The sequence below is a fragment of the Bradyrhizobium sp. SZCCHNS3052 genome, assembly GCF_032484495.1.
GTDB lineage: Bacteria > Pseudomonadota > Alphaproteobacteria > Rhizobiales > Xanthobacteraceae > Bradyrhizobium.
This window is the reverse complement of record NZ_JAUETB010000013.1, coordinates 63,380-86,793: the sequence shown is the minus strand read 5'-3', so window position 1 is coordinate 86,793 and position 23,414 is coordinate 63,380. Positions and strand designations below refer to the sequence as shown.

22 protein-coding genes are annotated in these 23,414 nt (G+C 65.8%); 2 read left to right on the top strand and 20 right to left on the bottom strand.

Features of this window, described 5'->3' with window-relative positions:
- Nucleotides 1-3: 3 nt before the first annotated feature.
- The 3 genes from QX073_RS29005 to QX073_RS28995 all read right to left on the bottom strand — a co-directional run bounded on the left by QX073_RS29005 (nucleotide 4) and on the right by QX073_RS28995 (nucleotide 3,801).
- On the bottom strand, nucleotides 4-1,617 hold the full coding sequence (locus QX073_RS29005) for a glycosyltransferase family 87 protein (protein ID WP_316226766.1): 1,614 nt from the start codon (nucleotides 1,615-1,617) through the stop codon (nucleotides 4-6).
- Between the two features lie 125 nt (nucleotides 1,618-1,742).
- Entirely contained in the window at nucleotides 1,743-2,417 is a 675-nt protein-coding gene (locus QX073_RS29000) for a helix-turn-helix domain-containing protein (protein WP_315717573.1), read from the bottom strand.
- Between the two features lie 157 nt (nucleotides 2,418-2,574).
- Complete coding sequence (locus QX073_RS28995; protein WP_316226765.1) at nucleotides 2,575-3,801, bottom strand: glycosyltransferase family 87 protein; 1,227 nt, start codon at nucleotides 3,799-3,801, stop codon at nucleotides 2,575-2,577.
- A 178-nt stretch (nucleotides 3,802-3,979) separates the two neighbouring features.
- Between QX073_RS28995 and QX073_RS28990 the strand changes: the two genes are divergently transcribed.
- The gene (locus QX073_RS28990; protein ID WP_316226764.1) at nucleotides 3,980-5,185 is read left to right on the top strand and encodes an alpha/beta hydrolase family protein; all 1,206 of its coding nucleotides are present in this window, start codon (nucleotides 3,980-3,982) and stop codon (nucleotides 5,183-5,185) included.
- Between the two features lie 215 nt (nucleotides 5,186-5,400).
- Here QX073_RS28990 and ftsH read toward each other — a convergent pair whose 3' ends face one another.
- The 17 genes from ftsH to QX073_RS28905 form a co-directional block, all read right to left on the bottom strand.
- Nucleotides 5,401-7,317 (bottom strand): ATP-dependent zinc metalloprotease FtsH, encoded by a 1,917-nt coding sequence (ftsH, locus tag QX073_RS28985; protein ID WP_315717576.1) that lies wholly within the window; start codon nucleotides 7,315-7,317, stop codon nucleotides 5,401-5,403.
- Nucleotides 7,318-7,552: 235 nt separating this feature from the next.
- Complete coding sequence (gene tilS / locus QX073_RS28980) at nucleotides 7,553-8,626, bottom strand: tRNA lysidine(34) synthetase TilS (protein ID WP_316226763.1); 1,074 nt, start codon at nucleotides 8,624-8,626, stop codon at nucleotides 7,553-7,555.
- Nucleotides 8,627-8,687: 61 nt separating this feature from the next.
- Complete coding sequence (gene ybgF, locus QX073_RS28975) at nucleotides 8,688-9,737, bottom strand: tol-pal system protein YbgF (RefSeq protein WP_316226762.1); 1,050 nt, start codon at nucleotides 9,735-9,737, stop codon at nucleotides 8,688-8,690.
- Nucleotides 9,738-9,939: 202 nt separating this feature from the next.
- Nucleotides 9,940-10,434 (bottom strand): peptidoglycan-associated lipoprotein Pal, encoded by a 495-nt coding sequence (pal, locus tag QX073_RS28970; RefSeq protein WP_172133860.1) that lies wholly within the window; start codon nucleotides 10,432-10,434, stop codon nucleotides 9,940-9,942.
- A 279-nt stretch (nucleotides 10,435-10,713) separates the two neighbouring features.
- Nucleotides 10,714-11,436 (bottom strand): N-acyl amino acid synthase FeeM domain-containing protein, encoded by a 723-nt coding sequence (locus QX073_RS28965; protein WP_316226761.1) that lies wholly within the window; start codon nucleotides 11,434-11,436, stop codon nucleotides 10,714-10,716.
- A gap of 355 nt (nucleotides 11,437-11,791) precedes the next feature.
- Nucleotides 11,792-14,131, bottom strand: a complete 2,340-nt coding sequence (locus tag QX073_RS28960) for a putative bifunctional diguanylate cyclase/phosphodiesterase (protein WP_315826695.1) — start codon at nucleotides 14,129-14,131, stop codon at nucleotides 11,792-11,794.
- Between the two features lie 246 nt (nucleotides 14,132-14,377).
- Nucleotides 14,378-15,649, bottom strand: coding sequence for a Tol-Pal system beta propeller repeat protein TolB (gene tolB / locus QX073_RS28955; protein WP_315717581.1), 1,272 nt, complete (start codon nucleotides 15,647-15,649; stop codon nucleotides 14,378-14,380).
- 68 nt (nucleotides 15,650-15,717) lie between these two features.
- Nucleotides 15,718-16,752 carry a protein TolA gene (locus QX073_RS28950; protein ID WP_316226760.1) on the bottom strand — a complete coding sequence of 345 codons (1,035 nt, stop codon included), beginning with the start codon at nucleotides 16,750-16,752 and terminating at the stop codon, nucleotides 15,718-15,720.
- Entirely contained in the window at nucleotides 16,749-17,228 is a 480-nt protein-coding gene (locus tag QX073_RS28945; RefSeq protein ID WP_315717583.1) for a biopolymer transporter ExbD, read from the bottom strand. Before QX073_RS28945 ends, QX073_RS28950 begins: the two co-directional genes overlap by 4 nt.
- Nucleotides 17,229-17,267: 39 nt before the next feature.
- Nucleotides 17,268-17,951 carry a protein TolQ gene (gene tolQ / locus QX073_RS28940; RefSeq protein ID WP_315717584.1) on the bottom strand — a complete coding sequence of 228 codons (684 nt, stop codon included), beginning with the start codon at nucleotides 17,949-17,951 and terminating at the stop codon, nucleotides 17,268-17,270.
- A gap of 455 nt (nucleotides 17,952-18,406) precedes the next feature.
- On the bottom strand, nucleotides 18,407-18,892 hold the full coding sequence (locus tag QX073_RS28935) for a DUF2852 domain-containing protein (RefSeq protein WP_315717585.1): 486 nt from the start codon (nucleotides 18,890-18,892) through the stop codon (nucleotides 18,407-18,409).
- 129 nt (nucleotides 18,893-19,021) lie between these two features.
- Entirely contained in the window at nucleotides 19,022-19,747 is a 726-nt protein-coding gene (locus tag QX073_RS28930; RefSeq protein ID WP_315717586.1) for a TetR/AcrR family transcriptional regulator, read from the bottom strand.
- A 262-nt stretch (nucleotides 19,748-20,009) separates the two neighbouring features.
- On the bottom strand, nucleotides 20,010-20,378 hold the full coding sequence (locus QX073_RS28925; protein ID WP_315756049.1) for a hypothetical protein: 369 nt from the start codon (nucleotides 20,376-20,378) through the stop codon (nucleotides 20,010-20,012).
- 33 nt (nucleotides 20,379-20,411) lie between these two features.
- A complete protein-coding gene (locus QX073_RS28920) occupies nucleotides 20,412-20,828 on the bottom strand; it encodes a YciI family protein (protein ID WP_315717588.1) in 417 nt (138 codons plus the stop codon).
- A 33-nt stretch (nucleotides 20,829-20,861) separates the two neighbouring features.
- Entirely contained in the window at nucleotides 20,862-21,275 is a 414-nt protein-coding gene (locus QX073_RS28915; RefSeq protein WP_315826693.1) for a YciI family protein, read from the bottom strand.
- Nucleotides 21,276-21,387: 112 nt separating this feature from the next.
- Complete coding sequence (locus QX073_RS28910) at nucleotides 21,388-22,038, bottom strand: glutathione S-transferase family protein (RefSeq protein ID WP_315753944.1); 651 nt, start codon at nucleotides 22,036-22,038, stop codon at nucleotides 21,388-21,390.
- A 186-nt stretch (nucleotides 22,039-22,224) separates the two neighbouring features.
- Nucleotides 22,225-22,776 (bottom strand): dihydrofolate reductase family protein, encoded by a 552-nt coding sequence (locus tag QX073_RS28905; protein ID WP_315753946.1) that lies wholly within the window; start codon nucleotides 22,774-22,776, stop codon nucleotides 22,225-22,227.
- Between the two features lie 106 nt (nucleotides 22,777-22,882).
- On the opposite strand from QX073_RS28905, the gene QX073_RS28900 reads away from it, so the two are divergent.
- Nucleotides 22,883-23,401, top strand: a complete 519-nt coding sequence (locus QX073_RS28900; RefSeq protein WP_315753948.1) for a helix-turn-helix domain-containing protein — start codon at nucleotides 22,883-22,885, stop codon at nucleotides 23,399-23,401.
- Nucleotides 23,402-23,414 lie beyond the last annotated feature (13 nt).

Genomic DNA, 23,414 nt, shown 5'->3' with positions numbered 1-23,414 from the left:
GACCTATTGGATCGTATCGATCGCGCCCAATCCGGCCGTGGACGGGGGCTTGAGCCGCGCGATCACCGGACAGGCCTCGATGGCAATGCCGGCGGCGCCAGGAATGCGCTCGCAGCCACGCGACGCATCGATCTGGAGGTCGTAGTCGGCGAGCACCTCGAGCCGCGGCGGGTTGTCGGCCGGGCTTCTGGACAGATACAGCGCCCATACGCCTCCCGGCAGCGGGTTGGCGAGGCCGTTGCGAACCCGGCGGTCCAGCACGCCGCCAGGCACGATCGGCACCACGAGCTCGGACAACTGATAGACGCGCGAGCCCTGTGGCAGGAACGACGTGACGTAGCCGAGCGGCTTCTGCAGCAGCAGGAATGTCGCCGGACGCTGCAGGTTGGCCGCGAGCTGCGGCCGATAGGGGTCCGACCACGACCGCCGCATCCAGTCGGTCGGCTGCGACGCCAGCGCGATGCCGAGCGCGGCCATCACCGTGACGGCCTGCGTCATCCGCCGCGATGGTGACGCGACCGGCCCAGCGTCTGCACGCCAAGCATCGACCAGGCGGATGAGCAGCAGCACGATCAGCGGCGCCGACAACAGCTCGAGCGGCATCAGATAGCGCTGGATCGAGAAGGCCAGCATCCACAGGACGTAGCTGAGCCAGAAGAAGATCAGGAGGCGCCGCTCGCGCAGCGGCAGCACTTCACGCCGCTGCCATAGGCCGGTGACGATCAGCGCGATGAGCAGCACGATCACGACGGCGAAACGCGGATCGCGGAACGGCCATTCCGACGAGGGATGCTTGCCGATCACCCAGTAGAACGGATAGGCGAGCGCATCGAGCACGCCGGACGGCATGAAGCGCGTATCGGCGATCGAGATCTGCGGCGCTTCGGGCGAGCGGAAGACCGTGTTGTAGAATGGAAACAGCGGGCTGCCGTAGTCGCGCGCCATCTTCAGCGCCCACGGCCCCGCGGTCACGATCGCGCCGGCCGCACTGCCGGCCCCGAACGCGACGATCGCGCGCCACGGCCGCGCCACCAGCAGCAGCGACACGCCCGCTCCGACCAGAAACGTCGCATTGGTGAGCTTCAATCCCGTGGCCGCGCCGATCAGCAGGCCAGCGGCGACGAAACGTCGGCCGCGCTCATCGTCCTCCCCGAAGATCAGCGCGATGCCGGCGAGGATCGGAATGGTCGTGAGAATGTCGGCGAAGCTGGTGCCGACCTCGGACAGCGCCATCGGACTGAGGGCGGCGATGATGAGCGCGGCGCCGAGCGTGAACGCGTCAGCCGCGCGCCGGAGCAGCACGCGGGCGACCCAATAGACCAGCGCGAGATTGAGGCCGTGCAGCGCGCCCAGTGCGACGCCCCACCACGGCGCATCGAGCCCGTGGCGGACCGCGTAAGGCAGCAGGTAGATCAGCGGATTGAGGAAGCTCTGAAAGCCGCCGGGCGCCACATCGACATCGAAGCGACCATGCAGCAGCGCGAAGCCGGCATAGTCGTGATAGTTCTGCCAGTCCCAGTTGATATCCTCGCCGGCGAGATACGCATAGACGGCGCCGGCGGCGGCCGATCCGGCGATGACGAGGCGCGTCGCCAGAGGGTTGCGTGCAATCGACATCGTCCGAGGAGACACCTGGAGTGAGGCAAGGGCGGCCTCTCGCAGCGCGCCAGCCCCCACCATCGCCGCGACGGGTGAATCCTTGCTTAAGCGCGGCATTGCCCGACAGGCACGGGTGACGCGGACTACGCGCCGACCAGGCTCCTGACCGGCAGCACGGCCTGCACGACGAGACCGCGCGCACGCGCATCCATGACGCCGACCGCGCGCAGCGCCAGCAGGGTGACCGCCTGAACGGTGTCGCGGAGTTTGGCAGGGTCGTCGGGATTCTCGGTCGCCAGCGGCCCCACCAGCGCCTCGTGCAGCGCGCCGAGCAGCGCGGTCGCGGCCAACTGGGTGTCCTGCGCCGGAAGGTGGCCGGCACGGACGGCCGCGTCGATCCGCGAGGCGATCTCGCCGACGATCTCGCGGCGGCTCGCGATCCGTGACGCCGTCACGTCGACGTCGACCGGCTCGGCCAGGATACCCCAGGCAAGCTTGCGCTGCGACAGGATGTGCACTGCCACCGTGGATACCGCGGCAGCCAGGGCCGAGGACGGACCGGGCGCGGCATCGGCGGCGCGCCGGACGGCAGCGAGTTCGTCGCGCGAGACTTCCGCGATCAGCTCCGAGATCAGATCGGCCTTGGAAGGAAAGTAGCGATAGACGGTGCCGGCTGCGACATTGGCACGGATCGCCACCGGGGCGATCTGGACGGCCGACATGCCGCCTTCCGCAGCAGTCTCGCGAGCGGCTGCGAGAATCGCACTGCGGCGGGCCGCCAGCCGCTTCACGACCTGATGGGTTCGCCGATAGACCATGGCGTTTCTCGTCCCGGACGCGCTCGTCCAGGGCACCCGGCGAACGCTGGTTCAGTGTTTTTGGAGGATCGACCTCACAAATGGCTGGGAAGAACTGAACACTTGTTCACGCGATAAGACAAGAGAAATCATGACCCTGTGCCGCGTGATCGATACGTCAGGCGTGCGCGAGCGCCATGCCGGCGGGCGCCGGCTGCCGACGCCACCACGAGCCGGCGCGCGCCAGTACCAAGCCGGCCATGATCAGATTGGCGGCGAGCCCGAGCGGAATCCCGGACAGCATGAACGTGATCTGAAGCGCCGCGATGCTGCCGAGCGCGGGCAGCTCGTAGCGGCGAAAGCCCTCGGCGAGGCCGATCCGCACCAGCCACGCCACGGCGATGGCCTGAACCATCATGTCGTACATGAACAGATAAGGCGTCGTCAGCAGCAGTCCGACGGCCAGCGCGGCCGCCTTCAGAGCATAGCGCACGGGGCTGCGCCACAGCATCACCAGCACGATCGCAACGGCCGCGGTCAGCACCCATTGGAAGGTCCAGCCGAGCGCTTCCGAGCCGCCGAAATAGCGTACCAGCGAAAACAGGCTCTGCAGCTTCCACCAGGTCGCCTTGCCCTCGGTCAGGAACGCCTGCGAGAACATCGGCAGCCAATGCAAGAAGGCCTGCCAACTCTCCAACCCGAAGGCGAGCCATGACAGCAGCGCCAGCACGATGGCGGTGACGCTCGCAGAGATGAAGGCTGTCCAGCGCTGGGTGGCGATCAGCACGATCGGGAAGAGCAGGCCATATTGCGGCTTGTAGGTCAGCAGGCCGAGACAGATCCCCGCCAGCACCGGCCGCACCGGCAGCAGATAGAGTGTGCCGCCGACGAGCGCGGCGGTGAGGCATCCGTTCTGCCCGACCAGCGCGTTCGAGAACAGGGCCGGAAAGCCGGCTGCGAGCAGCAAGCCGAAGCCGCGGCCGACGATCGCGCGCATCACGAGCGCATAGGGAACGAAGCTGGCATAGACCCAGCCGACAAAGGCGAGCGTGTAGGGAAACTGCGCCAGGAACGCCGCGACGAACAGGAATGGCGGCGGGTAGTGCCAGGCGAAGTAGCCCGGAAAATCCTGCCGCAGCAGAGCGAGCTCGACCTGGCGCTGCACGTCCCAGTCCCAGGCCAGGGCCGGATGTCCCTGCAGCGCGAGCTTGCCGGCCGCCCAGACATTGACGAAGTCCGTGGGAATGCCGAGCCCGGCCTGGTCCCAGATCCAGGTGCCCGACCACAGTCCGGCCGGGAAGAACGAGGCGTTGATGCAGGCGAGAGCAAAGCAGGCCGCGAACAGGCCGAGCGGAACGTCACGACGCTGCGATGGGATCGCGGCGGCATCAGGATTGTCGGCCATCTGGACCTCGCCCCGCGCTGCATGGATGCATTCCCGATCGAGACATAGGCGCGGACGCTTGAAGAAGGCTTAAGCGCGGGCAACGGCGCGCGACCGCCGGCGCCGCACCGATTGTTTACTCGCGATCTGTATCGCAGGGGCTCGAATGCAACCAGCGGCGGCAGGCCGGGGAGATCCCATGTTCGTTCATCGCGCTCTCATCGCCCTGCTCGTTTGCATGATCTGGCCGGTAACCAGCCGCGCCCAGGACAAGGGTCCTATCCATGTCTCCTCCGATGTCAGCTATGAATATCTGGCCCGCTGGGACGTCGCCCGGCTGAACACCATCCTCACCGTCGACACGTCGAAATTCGCGGGCGTTTCGGTGACCTACACCCCGGCCCGCAACGCCGTCCGGCTCTATCGCGTCACCTATGCGTCCGTCATCCCCGAGCGCGGCAACAAGCCGATCACGGCGAGCGGCCTGCTCGCGGTGCCCGAGACCGGCGAGACCAGCCTGCCGATGGTGTCCTATCAGCACGGCACGGTGTACGGGAAGCAGGAGGTGCCGTCGTTTCCGGAGCAGTCGCCCGAGACCCAGCTGATGATCGCGCAGTTCGCGGGGCAAGGCTATCTGCTGATCGGCGCCGACTATTTCGGGATGGGCATCTCGACCGAGCCAGAAGGCTACATGGTGAAGGCCAGCCATCAGCAGGCCACCTACGACATGCTGCGGGCGAGCCGCGCCGTGCTCGACCAGATGAAGCTGACGAGCGCCAGGCTCGACATCGCCGGCTGGTCGCAAGGCGGCTTCGTGACCATGGCCTTTCTCGAGAAGCTCGAAAGCGCCGGCGTGCCGGTGACGGCGGCGGCGACCGCGAGCGCCCCTGTCGACGTGTCCGTGGCGCTCAACGGCTTCCTCAGCTTCCCGCGCAAGAACGACGCCGCCTGGGTCAATTCGCTGTTCATCCTGTCGGCGTTCGCGTTCGAGAACTACTATGCGGTGCCGGGGCTGGCGCGCTCGGTGATCAGCGACAGCTACTACGATGTGGCGCGCAAGGCCTATGAGCGCGAGCCCTTCAACGTCGCCGACGTCCCGACCGATCTGCACAAGCTGCTCAAGCCCAACTATTTCGATGCGGAGTATTTCGCGGCGTCGGCCTACGGCCGCCTGGTCGCGCAGACGCAGGCCTATCGCTGGATCATCAAGACGCCGGTGCGCAACTATTACGGTGAGACCGACGAGGCGATCTCGACCGGTCTCGGCCGCCTGGCGATGACCTACCAGCAGGCGATCGGGGCCGGTAACAGCAAGGTCGAGGCGGTGTCGACGGGACCGACCAGCCATCGCGGCACGTTCGCGACCGCCGTCCCGCAGTGGAAGGCCTGGTTCGACAAGCCGTGATGCGCGCGGCGCCGCTGGATACGGTCCGCGGCGCAGCACCCCATCAACGAAAGACGTGACAAACAGAACGCGCGCCCACCGCGCGCGAATCGAACTGCCGCCGGCCCGACTCCGAACAAACGAAAAGCCCGGCTGCAAGCCGGGCCTGTCGTTTCTCTTAATCTTCCGGATCAGACGGGCTGACCGCCGGATGTCCGTTGCATATCAACCCTGGCTCACGCCTGAGGCTGCGGCTCCAGGCCCGGATCGGGCCGCGGCCGCGGCTTGCCGGCCGGCGGCACGGCCGACGCCCGTGGCGTCGACGGCTCGATCGCCGATTCGCGGTTCGGCTTCTTGCCCTTCAGGAGGTCGTTGATCTCCTCGCCGGTCAGCGTCTCGTATTCGAGCAGCGCCTGGGCGATCGCTTCCCAGTCGTCGCGCTTCTCGGTGATGATGCGGCGCGCCTCCTGCTCGCCGGCCTCGATCAGGCCGCGAATTTCGGAGTCGATCAGGCGGGCGGTATCGTCGGAGATGTTGGTCGAGCGCGCCACCGAATGGCCCAGGAAGACCTCCTGCTCGTTGCTCTGGTAGCGGACGCGGCCGAGCTTGTCGGACATGCCCCATTCCATCACCATCGCACGAGCGAGGTTGGTGGCCTGCTGGATGTCGCCGGTGGCGCCGTTGGTCACCTTCTCCGGACCGAACTTCTGCACCTCGGCCTCGCGGCCGCCGAACATCATCGCAAGCTTCGAGACGCACCACTCACGGGTATGCGAGTGGCGGTCGGCCTCGGGCAGCGACTGCACCATGCCGAGCGCGCGGCCGCGCGGAATGATGGTCGCCTTGTGGATCGGGTCGTGGCTCGGGACGTTGAGGCCGACGATCGCATGTCCCGCCTCGTGATAGGCGGTCAGCATCTTCTCTTCCTCGGTCATGACCATCGAGCGGCGCTCGGCGCCCATCAGCACCTTGTCCTTGGCCTCCTCGAACTCGGACTGCGTTACCATCCGCTTGTTGCGGCGAGCGGCGGTCAGAGCAGCCTCGTTGACGAGGTTCATCAGGTCGGCACCGGAGAAGCCGGGGGTGCCGCGGGCGATGGTCTTGAGGTTGACGTCCGGCGCCAGCGGCACCTTGCGGACATGAACCTTGAGGATCTGCTCGCGGCCGATGATGTCGGGGTTCGAGACCACGACCTGGCGGTCGAAGCGACCGGGACGCATCAGCGCCGGATCGAGCACGTCGGGCCGGTTGGTGGCCGCGATCAGGATCACGCCCTCATTGGCCTCGAAGCCGTCCATCTCGACCAGCAGCTGGTTGAGGGTCTGCTCGCGCTCGTCATTGCCGCCGCCGAGACCGGCGCCGCGATGACGACCGACGGCGTCGATCTCGTCGATGAAGATGATGCAGGGCGCGTTCTTCTTGGCCTGCTCGAACATGTCGCGGACGCGGCTGGCGCCGACGCCGACGAACATCTCGACGAAGTCAGACCCCGAAATGGTGAAGAACGGCACGTTGGCTTCGCCGGCCACCGCACGCGCGATCAGCGTCTTGCCGGTGCCGGGAGGGCCGACCAGCAGCACGCCGCGCGGGATGCGGCCGCCGAGCCGCTGGAATTTGCCGGGATCGCGCAGGAATTCGACGATCTCCTGCAGGTCCTGCTTGGCCTCGTCGACGCCGGCGACGTCCTCGAACGTCACCCGGCCATGCGCCTCGGTCAGCATCTTGGCGCGCGACTTGCCGAAGCCCATCGCCTTGCCGGCGCCGCCCTGCATTTGCCGGGAGAGGAAGATCCAGACGCCGATCAGCGCGATGAAGGGCAGCCACGACACCAGCAGCGACACGAACCACGGCACGTTGTCGCCGGGCGGCTTGGCCTGGATGTTGACCTTGGCGTCGTACAGGCGCTTCACGAGGTTCGGATCGCTCGGCGCGTAGGTCTGGAACGACGAGCCGTTCTTGAAGGTGCCGTGAATCTCCGGCCCCTGGATCACGACGTCGCGCACATTGCCCTGATCGACCTCGGTCAACAGCTGCGAGAAGTTGATGTCGGTCGACGACGCGCGTTGCCCGGGGTTCTGGAAGAGTGTGAACAGCGCCAACAGCAACAGGACAATAATGACCCAAAGGGCGAAATTGCGCAGATTGGCGTTCATCGATTTTCCTTCGTGGTCGCGCGGATCGCGGCCGTTCGTCCTCGGACTCATCCCTGGGTAGCCACGAGGGAATCCCCCGGTCGACCATCTCGTAATCTAGGTACCACTCGCGGCAATGCCAAGGGAACTAGAAAGGACTATTTATCGCATCCTAGCCCGATTCCCGCTCAAAAAATGGCGCGGGAAAGCGCCGCCAAGGCAGGTGGTTAAGCGTCCGCGAAGGCGGTGAACCGCTTCAAATCCCGCGCGACCGCCGCGGCGGCGCGGGCGTGATGCGGATCGTCTCTCTCGTCATGCTTACCAGTGCACCAGCCAGGGTCTGTTTTAGCCTGCCCGGAGCAGACGTACCACCATCTGCGATCTCCGCAAGAGTCCGGTCCAGCCGCGCCAGCAGCGACTCTGCCTTGCCGAGTTCCACGGGACCTTCGGTTCCAACGCGGTTGATCGCGCGCATCAGCAGCCGCAGCCTGATTTCGGCTGGAAGTGCGACAAAGGCGCGCGCCTCGAAGGTCTCGCCGTGAATCGCGCCCACCGGCCTGCTCCCGGCCGCGCGCAGTGCAAGATAGCGTTCGGCGCCATCCACCATCAATTCGATCGCGGCATTGGCCCGTCCGAGCCGGTCGGCCAGCGTCGCCAGCGTCCGGGCATCGCCGCCCTCGGCGGCCAGAGCCGGCATCAGGGCGCGCAGCCGCGGCCGGGTGAAGGCGGGATCTTGATTGGTCGGGTCATCTGCGAAGGGGATGCCGGCCGAGCGCAGCGTCGCCACCAGCCTGGCCTTGGCAACGTCGAGCAGAGGCCGCGCCAGCAACAACCCTTCACGCTCGCTGAGCGGTGCCATCGCCGCGAGCCCCGCGATGCCGCTGCCACGCAAGAGCCGCATCAGCACGGTCTCGGCCTGGTCGTCACGGGTGTGGGCGGTGACGACGTGTCCGGCGCCCGCCTGCCGCGCCGCGCGTGCCAGCAGGCGGTATCTTGCCAGGCGCGCCGCTTCGGGAATCCCAGTGTCCGGCTTCTCATCGTTCCAGCGCAGGGTCCGATGTGGAATTGCCAGCCGGCGCGCGGTCTCCTTCACCATGCGGGCTTCACGGGCGGACTCGCGCCGCAGCGCATGGTCGACCGTCACGGCCACAAGGCGCGGCCCCTGCGCGAGCCCCGCGCGCCACTGCGCCGCGAGCCACATCAGAGCCATCGAATCCGGACCGCCCGACACGGCGAGCACCAGCGCGGGCGCCCCCGAAAGCGGGGCGAACAGGCGCTCGGCTTCGGCTGCGGAGATCGCAGGATCGGCTTCGGAACGGGCCTTGGACATGGCGCCGCAGCCTACCCGCCTCGCCGATTATAGGCGAGAGGCTACCCTCGCCCGGGGACGTTCAGCACTTCACCCGCTTCTGCTCGCGATCGACGGTCGCCTTCACGCCCGCCGAGGCGCGCGGATATTTACGCGTCACTTCTCCGAACGCGGCGCAGGCGGCCTCCTTCTCCTTCAGCGCGGCCAGCGACTGGCCGAGCCGGAGCAGCGCATCCGCCGCCTTGCCCGACTTCTCATATTTCGTCGTCACGGCGAGGAAGACCTCGGCGGCATCGCGATATTGCTGACGCTGGTAGAAGCTCTCGCCGAGCCAGTATTGCGCGTCGCCGACCATCGGATCGTTCGGATATTTCTGGGTGAAGTTGCGCATCGTCTGCTCGGCCAGCGCGTAGTCGCGGCGCTGCATGTAGCCGATGCCGAGGTCGTATTCGTCGCGCGGCGTCTGCCGCGGCGGCGCGGTCTCCAGTCCGCCAGCGCCGGGAGCGGCGGCCGGCGGAGCACCCTGGGGATAGCGACCGCCCGTGTTGGCGAGAGTCGTGGGATCGCCGGCGGGACGGCCGGCGGGCTGGCCGCCACCCGGCTGGATCGGCAACTGGCCGCCGCCGAGCGCTTGCGGGGCGCCGGGAGCCGTCGGATTCTGGCTCGGATCGAACGCATCGCCGCGGCGGCCCCGGCCAGGGGCCGCTGGCTCCTGGACGATTTGCACCGGCGCGCCGGCCTGCGGCTGCGCGTAGCCCGGCTGCTGCTGGGGATAGGCCTGTTGCGGCTGGCCGTACGGCTGCTGGCCATATTGCTGCTGGCCGTTGGCCGGCTGAGCAGCCTGGCCGTAGGCGGGATTGGCCTGCGCCGGCGCGGCCGCGCTCGGCTGCGCCGCGGCGGCGCCCCCAGGTGCTGCGCCCTGCAGTTGTCGCAGCCGCTCCTCGAGCTGGCGATTGCGATATTGCAGCTCCTCGTTCTGACCGGTCAGTTGCCGGAGCTGATTTTCGAGCCGCTGAATCCGGATCTCGGGATCATCATCATCGGTCTGGGCGAGCGCCCGCGACGAAAATGCCTGGCACGAGAAAATGACGAGCGCGGCGAGGATCGCGGCGGCGCTCCGTGGAAGAAACATGAACGACATGCTGCCCTGACGACCAGATCGGCGAGACGTTGAAAACAGGCCTGTGAGCGTGGCTGTAAAGCAGAAATGCGACGGATACAAATGACGTTCAAGCGAAGAAAAAACCAAGTCCGGCCGAGACCCGCCGACAACAAACGACGAAGCCGGCGTCGATGGGCGACGCCGGCTTCATCAGCAACGGATTCGTTCAGCTTTATGAACTGGCGTTCAGGACCGTCACCGCACGGCGGTTCTGCGACCAGCACGAGATGTCGTTACAGACCGCCACCGGCCGCTCCTTTCCGTAGGAGATCGTGCGCATGCGGCCCTGGTCGATGCCGCGCGACGCCAGGAAGTTGCGGACCGACTGCGCGCGCCGCGCGCCCAGCGCGATGTTGTATTCGCGGGTGCCGCGCTCGTCGGCGTGGCCCTCGATCGTGAAGGAGTAGCGCGGATAGCTCTGCAGCCACTGCGCCTGCTTCTCCAAGGTCGCGATCGCCTGCGGCGTGAGATCGGTCTGATCGCTCTCGAAGAAGACGCGATCGCCGACATTCACGACGAAGTCCTGCTGGCTGCCTGGAGTCGCAGCGCTGGCCATCGCCCCGTCGGCCCCGGTGAGATTCTTGTTGGCGCAGGCGCCCATCGACAGCGCCACGGCCAGCACGGCGGCCAACTTCAATCCCTGGAGGATACGCATCTGATATTTCATTCCCGGAGCCTCCACGCTCACGTTCTTAGACTGCCATCCGGTCTACAGGGCGATGGTTAAGCGAACGTTCCGTCAACCTTGATAGGGTCTTGCCGAACCCCGTCAAATGCTAACGAAACCCGAAAAGCGACCGCGATGGTTAATGGGTTGTAAATGTGGCGCCAGGGTGAAGGCAAGCCGCTCAGCGCCTGCAGCAGGGCGCTTTTTCGCTGATTTTTGCATCGCTGCCACGGTGCGAACCGGCCGGACGGCCGAACTGGCCCCGATATCGGCCGATGATCAGCCAGCCCTCGCGACCGCGTGAATCCTGAACGAATCAGTGAAGGCGTCCGGCGCCGGACGATCGAACAGCATCCGTCGCTCGAACGCGCTCGATCGCATGAACGGAAAGCGCTGGAACACGCGATCGCGGATCGAAGGATAATGCGCCGCCACCAGGCCGACCGGCTTGGTGAGGCCGGAGTAGAGCCGCGGTTCACCCCATGGTTCCTGCAAGAACACCTTCTTGTAGAACGCACGATGCTCGGGGCGCACGTTGGCGAGACCGATATCCGCATTGAAATGGGCGCAGGCAACGTAGCCGAGCCGGACGGTCACATAGGGAAGCGCCGGAAACAGCCGCGCCTTCTCATGGTCGGCGACGAACCGTGTCGGGTCGATGATGACCTTGCCGCGATCGAGCTCGGGATGCAGCAGGTCGGCGAACATGTCCGAGGACAGCGATCGGCGCCATTGCGAGTTCAGCACGCTGATGCGGATCGAGCTGTAGAGCTCGCCATTGACGTAGACGCCGAAGATGAAGCTGTTGGGAAGATCGTCATATTCGTCGCTGACGCGTTCGCTGGGCGACGGCAGGATGGCGCCTTCACGCAGATAGGCGCGGTAGCGCAGCCGATAGATCTCGTCCTTGTCTTCAGCAGTCTGCGCCAGTCGATAGTCCACGTTCTCCAGCACATCCGACTTCTGCTCAGCAACGGCACTCACTCTAGCCGCCGACTTCATCCGCAACCCCTTTTCACACAACTCCTACGAGCAGTATGAGCTTAACAGCGGGTTAATGCCGACGCAAAGCTTTCGCCGGTACAAAGTTAACGGCACGTAGAATCCCGGAGGCGTAACCGTGACTTACGGGATTGGATGCTATGCTGGACGGATTGCTTCGGATCACTTGCGTATCAGATCGAAACGGATTCGCTTGGCATGCACGTGCAATGTTTCCGAACGATGCGACGTGGGGTTGTTACATTGCCATTCACATACGAGCCATGCTCGGACCGGCGGGATGCTGCGCACAGAGCCGCGTTCAGCACTGGTCGATCTTTCCCGGCACCACCGCATCGAGGCGGAGGTCGGGCGATCAAGCGATCGAACGTGTCCCGCCGGCGGCCGCGATCGCCCCGTCGCTCGAACGGCGCCCATGCGATGCATTCAGGAGCTGCCGGATGCGGATGGCGGGGACGGGCCGGCTGAACAGATAGCCCTGCGCCTCGGTGACCGTACCGTCGGCGCTGACCAGTTCGAGCTGCTCGTTGGTCTCGATGCCCTCCACCACCACCGACATGCCGAGATCGGCGGACAATCTTGCGACACCGCGCAACAGGGTCAGCGGCCGATCGCTGTCGATGCCTTCGAGGAATGAGCGATCGATCTTGACCTTCTCCAACGGGAAGTTGTGCAGATAGCTGAGGCTCGAATAGCCGGTGCCGAAATCATCGAGCGAAATACGGACCCCGAGCATGTGCAGCTGCGACAGCACATCGTGGGTGAGCTGAGTGTTGCGCAACAGCGAGGATTCGGTGATCTCGATCTCGAGCCGATGCGGCGGCAGCCCGGACACTTCGAGCGCGTAGCGGACCTCACTGAGCACATCGCGCTGATGGAACTGCTGCGGCGAGAAGTTGACGGCGACGCTGACCGCATCCGGCCATTTCATGCATTCCAGGCAGGCCTTGCGCAGGATCCAGCGGCCGAGATCGACGATCAGGCCCATGTCCTCGGCGACGGGAATGATGTCGACCGGCGAGACCGTGCCGCGCACCGGGTGGTTCCAGCGCAGCAGCGCCTCGCAGGTCGAGATCTTGCCGGACTTCAGGTTGACCAGCGGCTGGTAGAACAGCTCGAACTCCTCGTTCGCCAGCGCCTTGCGCAGGTCGAGCTCGAGGATGCGGCGTGCTTCCACCGTCTGGGCGAGTTCATCGCGGAAGAAGCAGAAGGTGCCGCGTCCCTCCGCCTTGGCGCGATACAGCGCCATGTCGGCATTCTTCAGCAGGGTGTCGGCGCTGATCCCCGGCGCGGTCATGGCGATGCCGACGCTGGCGCCGATCTCGACCAGGTGATTGTCGATCTTGTAGCGCTCGCTGAGCTGGTCGACGATCCGGCGCGCCAGCATCGCCGCGTCGTCGTTGGAGCGGATGTTGCGCTGGAACACCACGAACTCGTCGCCGCCGAAGCGCGCGACGAAGTCTTCAGGACGCAGCATGTCGCGCAGCCGCTCGGAGACCGCGCAGAGCAGTTGATCGCCGCAGGGGTGGCCGAGCGTGTCGTTGACCTGCTTGAAGCGGTCGAGATCGACGAACAGCAGCGCGGACAATTCGCCGTGCCGCTGCGGAATCCTGAGCAGCCGTTCGATCTCGTCGCGGAAGCTGACGCGGTTCGGCAAGGTCGTGAGCTCGTCGTAGCGCGCCAGATGCGAGATGCGCGCCTCGGCATGCCGGCGCTCGGTGATGTCCTCGAGCAGGACCACGGCGCCGCCGTCGGCCATCGGCTGGAAGGTCCAGGACAGCGACCGGTCGCGCGCGACGTCGGGATCGCTGGTAATGACATTATGGGTCTTGGTGTGCTCGATCTCGGCCAGGATCAGCCGGCCGCTCGAAGCGGATATCGAGCCTGCAATCACGCAGGCGTTGATGATGTCGGCCGCCTTGCCGCCACGCTGCAGGATGTCATCCGGCAGGCTCATCATCTGGCCGAAGCGATGGTTCATCACGGCCAGACGCCCGTCGGAGCGGAACATGCACAGGCCGTGCGGCATGTTGTTCAGGGCCGTATCGAACTGCTTGGCCAGTGCGGCCTCGCTTTCGCGCGCCACGAAGGCCTGGACGAAGATCCGCTGCAGGTTGGTCGAGATGTGTTTCAGCGACACGAAGAACAGGACGCAGAACGCCGCCATGCCCAGGTAATAAGGGCTGCCGTGGATCGCGAGGGCCACTGCGAGCGGTCCGCAGGCGAGCAGGATCTGGACGTGGAAGATCCAGGGCCGCCCGTAGGTCCGGCCCGCGCCCGCCGACATGTAGCAGAGCGTCACCGTGATCGCGATCAGGTGCACCACCGGGTCGCTGTTGTCGACCAGGGCGACCACGCACCAGACGCCGAGCACCAGCGCATAGATCATGGCGCCGATCTGGTAGCGAACCTCCCAGCGCTCGACCGCCTCCTGCGTGAGGCGGCCGTTGTCGCACAGGCTTCGATAGTAGCGCATGTCGAGCGAACGGAACGCCCCTGCGATGATCAGCATCGCGGCACACGGCCACAGATTGACGTCGCCGCTCTTGATCGCGGTCATGACGGCGGCGACGGCGGCGCAGAGTGCGCCGGCGAACATCGGGCCGGGATCCTGGAAGAGGGAGTCGACGAGAGCCGCCTGGATCGCAGGCGACAACTTTCGATCGTCTTCTCCGTTCTGAGTGGCAAGCTGCATTCGTGCGCACGCGTCCTGTTCGGTGCACAAACATTACCGCTCGCAGGTGAAGTCTTTCTGAGGGAACATCGTTAGCGGAGCGTTTCCGCGTTCGCGAAGTGCACGAATTCGCTCGAAAATTCAGAGAACTAGGCAAACACTACCCGGCTACTACAACTAATAGTTCTGCCTTTCCATAGAACACGCATCGCGCGACTGGAAAAATCGCGTCCACCACGACGTGAGCGGGCCCAGAGGCTCGCTCCATCACGACAGCAGCGGCGACCAGGCCGGATCCGAGGCGAAGCCCGGCGTCGGCACCTTCTGCTCGAAGCGGCCGGAGACGTCGATCGAATATAGCGACGGACCAGCGGTGCCGCCGGGGTCACGGAAGAACATCAGCACGCGGCCGTTGGGCGAGAAGGTCGGCCCTTCGTTGTGGAAGCCGGCGGTGAGGATGCGCTCGCCCGAGCCGTCCGTCTTCATGATGCCGATCGCGAACTGGCCGCCGCCCTGCTTGGTGAAGGCGATGAAGTCGCCACGCGGCGACCACACCGGCGTCGAGTAGCTGCCCTCGCCGAACGAGATGCGCTGCGCTGCGCCGCCACTGGAGGACATCACGTAGATCTGCGGTTTGCCGCCGCGATCGCTTTCAAAGCAGATCTGGCTGCCGTCCGGCGAGTAGCACGGCGAGGTGTCGATCGCCGGCGTGTCGGTGAGCCGCGTCGTCGTGCGCGAGCGCAGATCCATCACGAACAGGTTGGAGTTGCCGCCCTGCTGGAGGCTGAGGATGATGCGCTGGCCGTCCGGCGAGAACCGCGGCGAGAACGACATGCCGGGGAAGTTGCCGACGATCTCGCGCTGGCCGGTCTCGATGTTAAACAGATAGACCCTTGGGTCGCCCTGCCCGAACTCCATGTAGGTGATTTCCTGGCTCGACGGCGAGAACCGCGGCGTCAGCACGAGGTCGGCGCCGCGGGTGAGATAGCGGACGTTGGCGCCGTCCTGATCCATCAGCGCGAGCCGCTTGACGCGCCGCTCGGACGGGCCGCTCTCGTCGACGAACACGACGCGGCTGTCGAAATAGCCCTTCTCGCCGGTCATCTGGGTGTAGATCTGGTCCGAGATGATGTGGGCGATGCGTCGCCAATATTCCGGCGCCGTCACATATTGCTGGCCGGTGAGCTGCTGGCCCGAGTTCGGGTCCCACAGCCGAAACTCGGCCTTCAACCGCCCGTCCGGCTGCCGCGTCGCGCGGCCGGTGACGAGCCCGCGCAGATCGAGCGGCTTCCAGCTCGCGAATTGCGGCGGGGCCTCGAAATTGCTGATGCGCTCGGGAAACGCGGCCGGGTCGACCGGCGCGAACAACCCGCTGCGCTTGAAATTGTTGGTAATCACCTGTGCGATACCGTTGCCGACATCGGCGTCACCGGCACCGCCGGGCACGAAGGGCGGAATCGCGATCGGGATCGGCTTGAACTCGCCGGGGCCGATAATCACACGTTGCGCGAACGCGGGCCCCGCGCCCAAGGCTGCCATGGCGGCTCCTCCGCCCAGCAGAACCTGGCGCCGCGTGGTGGATCCTGTCTTGCGCGTCGGAGGTGTCGTCAAGTTCGGCCTCGCATCGAATTCATCATTTTGAGGTTGAATGTCGCGGGTATCAACTTCCACTCATTGTACCGGTTCTTCGGCAGAAACGCGTAGGGCGCACAGTTCTCGACCGCACGCTTGGCATTTTCCGCCATGGCCAGGCTGACGGTACGGGACGGTCCGGTCATGCCGACGACGGCGGGAGCAGCAAAGAGCGATCCATCCGGCCGTAGCTGGATATCGAGATCAACCGAGATCTTATCTTCATCCACGCCGCTATAGGGCGCATTGAAGCAGCGGGTGACCGCCTCCTGGAACGCGGCCTGCCAGCTCGCGACATTGGCCTCTGCCGTTCCTCGCACCGAGCCCAGTGCCGCATTAGCATTGATCTCGGATCCCGTGACCGCCTGCCGCGTCGGATCTTTCTGATTGATCAAGCTCGCCATCTTCTCAGCGTCGAACTTGCGCTCGCTCTTGTGCTTGGGCGGCTCCGGCGGCGCGGCGGCGGCCTGCGGCTTCGGCGGCTGCTTCGCCTTGTCCTTGTTGAGCACGCTGGCGATCTGGTCCGGATTGAACGGGTCCGGCTTCTTCTCCTCCGGCTTCGGCTTCTCCGCCGGCGCGGGCTTCGGCGGCTCCGGCTTCTTCTCGGCCACCGGCTTCGGCGTATCCGGCTGCTTCTCGACCGGCTTCGGCGGATCGGGCTTCTTCTCGACCGGCTTCTCCGGCTTGGGCTGCGGCTCAGGCGCGGCGTCGGTCTCGGTGACCTGCTTGGTGTCGACCTTGCCGACGATGTCCTCGGTCGGCTTCTTCTCGCCGATCTTGTCGGCCAGCAGCTTCTGGGAGTCCTTCTTGCCCGTCAGCGCGCCGGCCTTGGCCTTCGAGCTGTTGTCCTCCGAGATCACGTCGACCGGCACAAGGTCCTCCGGCGGCGCCACCATCGAGCGCGCGGAGAAGCTGAACAGGCCCCAGCACAGCACGAGCACGTGCAGGGCGACGGACAGCACCGTCCCCTTGCGCGTGCGCACGAACCGGATGAGGTCCTTCGACGTCATGAGCCCTGATCCGGCAGCACGACGATGCTGGCGCGATAGCCGGCGTCGCGCGCCAGGCCCAGCACCTTCATCATGTCGGAGTAGCAGGCGTCGCGGTCGCCGCGGATCTTGACGACGTTGTCGCCGCCGCCGGCGCCCGCCTCCTTCATCGCCTTGATCTTCGGCCCAAGCTCGTTGATCGCGATCGGCGAGTCACCGAGATACACGTCCACCTTCGACGCGCAGCCGCCGCCGGTCTTCTTCACGGTGACCTCGAGCGGCGGCTTGGCGTCGGCCGTCGAGGCCGAGCCGCCTTGCGCCTGGGGCAGGTCGACCTGGATGTTGACGGTGAGCAGCGGCGCCGCGACCATGAAGATGATCAGCAGCACCAGCATGACGTCGACCATCGGCGTGACGTTGATCTCCGCCATCACGGCCGCCTTGCGCCGACCGCGGCGACCACCGCCGCCGGACGCGCTGCCCATGCTCATGCCCATGCTGTGGTACTCACGATCCGGATGCCACTATACCTGCCCTCATCCCCGCTCGTCGATCTGACGGGACAAGATGGCCGAAAATTCATCTGCGAAGCCTTCCAACCGCTGCGCCTGCCGGTTCACCTCCGAAGAGAACTTGTTGTAGAAAATCGTCGCCGGGATGGCCGCGATTAGGCCGATGGCAGTGGCGAACAGCGCCTCCGCGATGCCCGGCGCGACCACCGCCAGCGAGGTGTTCTTGGAGGCCGCGATCGCCTGGAAGCTGGTCATGATGCCCCAGACCGTGCCGAACAGACCGACGAACGGGCCGGCGGAACCGACCGTGGCAAGCACCAGGAGACGGCGTTCCAGCCGCTCGACCTCGCGCGCGATCGACACGTTCATCACCTTCTCGATGCGCATCTGCAGGCCGGCGAAGGAGCGCGCGTGGCCCTCGAACGAGCGCTTCCACTCGCGCATCGCCGCCACGAAGCACGCCGCCATGGATTGCGTCGGCTTCGCCGATAGCACCCGGTACAGCTCCTCGATGGATTCTCCGGACCAGAAGGCCTGCTCGAACCGGTCCATCGAGCGACGGGTCCGCGAGAACAGGAACATCTTGTCGATCGCAATCGCCCAGACCCAGATCGAGCAGGAGATCAGGCCGAGCATGATGATCCGAACCACCCAGCCGGCATTGCCGAACAGATCGATCAGGGACAGGCCGCCGCTATCGACAGACATCTGCAGTATCCTCTCAACCAATCATCCCGGGATGCCCGGGACCATGCAGCCGCCGTTCCATGCCGGATGCCGTCGCGGCGGAAAGCGCCTGCGCGAGAAAACCCTGAACTGATCGCTTTAAGAGGCCCGCCGAAGCCATAAGCGGCCTGCTTCCTCTGCCAACGTGTCAAAACAAGGGCTCTTGGCGCGCGTAAGCGCCCCTTAACCAAACCCCCTCCGGGGTTAAGGCGGGGTTACCGCGGAGTATTGCCGAGGTCAAAGGTCCAGCCGGACCAGCCAGATAGAGCCTTTGTGATCAGCCGCTTGACCGTTTTGGCCGGCGGCGGACAGCGGCCAGCCGCCGCAGGCGGGCGGTATCGGAGAACGCAAAACGCCCGCCGGCGGGGAACCGCAGGCGGGCGTCTTGTGCCGTCAGGGCGGGGGCTGAAAGCCCTGCGGCGTCAGGTGAGAGGCGATCAGCTCTGCGGCTGGTCGTTCGGCGGGGTCGGACGCGGCTTGTGCTGGGCCATGAACGCGTCGAACTCCTCCTTGTCCTTGGCGTGGCGCAGCCGGGTCAGGAAGTCACGGAACTCCTGCTGCTCCTCTTCGAGCCGCCGCAGGGTCTCCATGCGGTACTCGTCGAAGGCGCGGTTGCCGCTCGAAGCCGGCTGCGAGAAACCGAAGCCGAAGCCGCGGCGCTCCATCTTGTCGCGCATGCGGTCCATCTTCCACTGCATCCGTTCCATCTTGTTCGACCAGCGATCGCCGCCGTTCCAGCACGACATCTTTCTGCTCCCGAGTGTAAAAAAGAGAAGGGCAAGTCCGATCGGCCACCAGATGATGAAGCCGAGCACGGTCACGGCGATCCAGCCGGGATGCCAGGGCGACTCCATCATGCGGGGCCGGTACCTCTGCTCCTCCTCCGAACCGCGCCAACGATTGACATCTGCGGTGTAGGCCATCTCCCTCTCCATTCGCGGCGCCATGCCGTGTGAATGTAAATAACATTTACATAGCTAGCTCAACCCGGGATTTTGTCAAGGCGACCGCCTGACGCGTCGCTCGAATTATTTTTCGGCGTTCTTTGAACCTTATTTCGGGCGGCCCCAGGGCCCTGCCGGCTTGTCATCGTCCGGCAGCGGCGGCGGCTCGGCAGCGGAGGACGGCGCAGGCCGGCGGTCGGTCGGGAAGCCGAGCCCGCGCAGATAGATCAGCAGCTCGGCCTCCAGCAGCTCCTCGGGCGACATCGGCAGCTTGCGCCGGGCGGCATCGCCGCGCGCGAACAGCGAGGCGATGCCATGCGCCATCGACCAGATGTGCAGCGCCATCATCAGGGCCGGCGGCCGCGGCATCCCGGGCGGCGCCAGCGCCGCCAGCCGCTCCGCCGCGGCCCGAATGACGCCGAAAGCGCGCTCACCCGCCGCCAACAGGCCCGCGGTGGAGTCCGCCGGCACGCCGGATTCGAACATCGCCGAGTAGAACGCAGGCTCCGAACGGGCAAATGCCAGATACGCCTTGCCGACGCGCTCGAACGCCGTGACGGTGTCGGGCCGGCCGTCGTCCCACGCCGCCGAGAGCTGCGCCTCGAACTGCTCGAAGCCGCGCTGGGCGATGCTCGACAGCAGTTCATCGCGGTCGCGGAAGTGGCGATAGGGCGCGGCCGGGCTGACGCCGGCCATGCGGGCCGCATCGGCAAAGGTGAAGCCGGCAGCCCCCTTCTGCGCGATCAGGTCGAGCGCCGCCTGCAGCAGCGCCTCCTTGAGGTTACCGTGATGATAGCCGCGCTCGGCGCGGCGCTCTTCCTTGCGCCAGCTCATGTAAATGGCTTTTACATGAGCCGGGTCGAAGGAAGCCAGCGACTTTTGGGCGGGGTCAGCCGCCGACTTCCGGGACGCTCTATCGCGCCGTTCGGTTAAGCCCCCGCGAACAGGTGCCACCCTCGCCCCTTGAGGGCCCCCGCAAGGGGCAGGGTGGCACCGAAGTCGCCGCGGGATCAGCGCGCCCGGCACAAGCGCCGGGCGCCCGCAGCAAGCGGGACGTTCACCTCAGCCGACGTGCTCCGCCCTGCAGGCCGCTCAACTAGCCGCCCGGAATCGGCAGCACCGGCATGATCTCGACCCGCTCGCCCGGGAAGATCGCAAAATGCGGATGGTTGACGAACATCTTCGCGGCATCCTCATGTGACGCGGCGCGGACCACGGTGAACGCGCCCATCTCGTTGGCGATGTCGTTGACGCCGCCCTTGTCGACCCGCTTGGTCTTGCCGAGCGGCCCGCCCATCGCGACGATCGCGTCCTTGTGTTGGTCCACCCAGGCATGCCAGGCCGCCATGCCCTGCTGTCCCCTGGCGTTGCGCTCCGTCTCGGACAGCGCCTCCCAGGCTTTCCAGGCCGGACTGGTCTTGCTGCCGAGAAAGACGGCGAGATAGGTGTTGCTGTTGTCACTCATTGCACTTCCCTCTCCTGCTGTGAAACGGATCGATCAGACACGGCCGGCATGCGGCAGCTCGGCGAAGCCCGCCGCCGCCTGCTGCACCTCCTCGGAAAAGTCGGCCATCTCCTGGACCTGGCGAATCTCGATGATCTCGTTGTCCGAGGCCGGGCACTGCCTGGCCCAGGCGATCGCCTCGTCGCGCGAGGCGACCTCGATCATCCAATAGCCGCCGAGCACCTCCTTGGCCTCCGCGAACGGGCCGTCGGTCACCACAGGCTTGCCGCCCGCGAACGAGACCCGCGCCCCCATCGACAGCGGATGCAGGCCCTCCAGCGTGATCAGCACGCCGGCGTCCTTCAGGGCCTCGTTGTAGCGCATCATCGCCTTGACACGCTCGGGATCGAGCTGCACGTCCGGCGGCGCACTCTCATAGCCGAGCGGGATCATCAGCATCATGAATCGCATCGCGTTTATCCTCCTCTCCTGATCAGGGTCGGTTCAGTTCCTGGCGGCCTGCGCACGCAGCCGTTCGACCCGCTCACGCAATTCGGGCGTGAACGTCTCGCCGAAATCCTCCGCGGCATAGACCTGGCGGATCTCGATCTCGCCGCTCGGGAACGGCGCCCGCTTCATGTGCTCGATCACCTCCTCGAGCGAGCCGGCCTTGAGCATCCAGAAGCCCGCCGCGAGATCGCGGGAGAGATCGAACGGACCGCGCGCGACGCTCGGCGTCCCGTTCGAGAAGTCGATGCGCGCCCCCTTCGCGGTCGGATGCAGGCCCTCGCCGGCCTCCATCATGCCGGCCTTCACCAAGCCCTCGTTGAACCGGCCCATCGCCGCGAACTCCTCGGTGGTCGGCAGGATTCCGGCTTCCGTGTCCCTGGTCGCCTTCACGATCACCATGAACCGCATGGCTGCTCTCCCCTGATGCTGTCCGGCAGGACTGCCCTGCCCTCATCAGTAGGACGATCCGGCCCCGGCACGGCCGACACGCTCCCGCAATTATTTTGGCCGGGTTCCCGGTTCAGCCCGGCTCTTGCGGGAACATGTGGAAATAAGGCTGGGCCTCGGCGAGCACCCGCGCGACGGAGGGCCGCGCCTTGAGCCGGTCGAGATAGGCTGTGACCCCAGGCAGCCCATCACCCAGCGGCTCCACTCTGTCGGCGTAGAACAGCGCCGGCAAGGCCGCGCAATCCGCCAGGGTGAAAGGGTCGCCCATCGCCCAGCCACGCGGCGGCAGCTCGGCCTCGAGCATGGCGTAGGACGTGCGGAGCCGGCTTCGGGCGTCGGCGACGCCGAGCGGATCGCGGGCATCGGCCGGCCGCAGCCGGTCGAACACGACGGTCTGCGTCGGCATGTGCAGATAGAGGTCGAGAAAGCGATCGCGCAGACGTGTCCGCAAAGCGAGATCGGGATCATCGGGAATGAAGCGCGTCCTGCCCGCATAGTGCTGGTCGAGATACTCGATGATGATGCTCGATTCCGGAATCGTGCGCTGCTCGTCGCGCAGCACGGGAAATTTACCGATCGGCCACAGCTTCAAGAACGCCGCGCGCTCATCCGCGTCACCGAGATCGATCAGCTTCGGCGTGAACGAAACGTCGTTCTCATACAGCGCGATCAGCACCTTCCAGCAGAACGACGACAGCGGATGATAGTAAAGGGTCAGGGACATCGTACGCTCCTGCTGAGTTGAGTGAGAACAAGTCGTTTGGTCCCGAACGCGCGGCCGCAGGACGGTGCGCTCCCGCGGCCCGCTGTTCACGGGGAGAGGGTTGAGGTGAGGCCCTTGACGCACGGATGATGTGAGTGGAAAGACCTGCGCTGCCCCGGAACCCGGAGCGCGCCGCGAGATATGGGCTCACACGCCCCGAACGGGGGCATAGCGCGCGATGACAACGCCGTTGGACAGCGCCCGGCTGTCGATCAGGCTGAGCTTCAAGGCCTGCCCCGGCTTGAACAGCGGCCGTCCGGCGCCAAGCACGCGCGGGTTGATCGCGATTCGAAGCTCATCGATCAGGTCGTGTGCCACAAGCTTCGAGCCGAGGTCGGCGCTGCCGAACAAGAACAGGTCCTTGGCATTCTCCTGCTTGAGCTTGTCGACCTCGGCCGCGAGCTCCGGACCCAGCAGATGCGCGTTTGACCATGCCAGGCGAGATAGCGTGCGGGAGGCAACATATTTGGGGATGCTGTTCATGACGTCGGCGATCACGCCCTTCTCGGTCGGCCAATAGCCGGCCATCAGATCGTAGGTCACCCTGCCGAACAGCAATCCGCCCGCCTCGTGCAGTTGCGTCTCGGAGATCTGCTCCAGCTCCGGGCCCCACACATCCTCGTGCCAGGAGATGTCGCCGTTCGGGCCCGCAACCATGCCGTCCAGCGTCATCATGTTCCACATCACCAGTCTCGCCATCGACTGCCTCTCCCTGACTGCTTTCATTTTGCAAGCAGTTGGAGAATGCCCAGACCGGTGCAATATTGCAAGCGGTTTATGCGCGATCCCTGCTCACGAGACTTCGATGTCCGACCCTCAGCGCTCCGGCTGCCCGATCAACCTGTCGCTCGAAGTGGTGGGGGATAAATGGAGCCTGTTGATCATCCGCGACATGATGTTCGGAAATCGCCGGCACTATCGCGAGCTGCTCGGCGGCTCGGAGGAGGGCATCTCCTCGAACATTCTCGCCGACCGGCTGAAGACGCTGCTCGCGGCCGGCATCATCAGCCGTGAGGACGATCCGAGCCACAAGCAGAAGGGCATCTATTCCCTGACCGAGCAGGGCATCGAGCTGTTGCCGATCCTCGCGCAGATGGCGGGCTGGGGTTACAAGTATCTGCCCGTCTCGGAGGAGCTCGGCATCCGCGCCAAGCTATTGATGGAAGGCGGCCCGAAGATGTGGGCCGAATTCATGGACGAGCTGCGCGAAACCCATCTCGGCGCGAAACGGCGCAGGAGGGCTGGACCGAGCGTCGGCGAGCGGCTGCAGGCAGCTTACCAGAAGGTCGTCGCTGCCAAGAAGGCCGAGGCAGGCGGCCGATGATCGCACGCCTCGC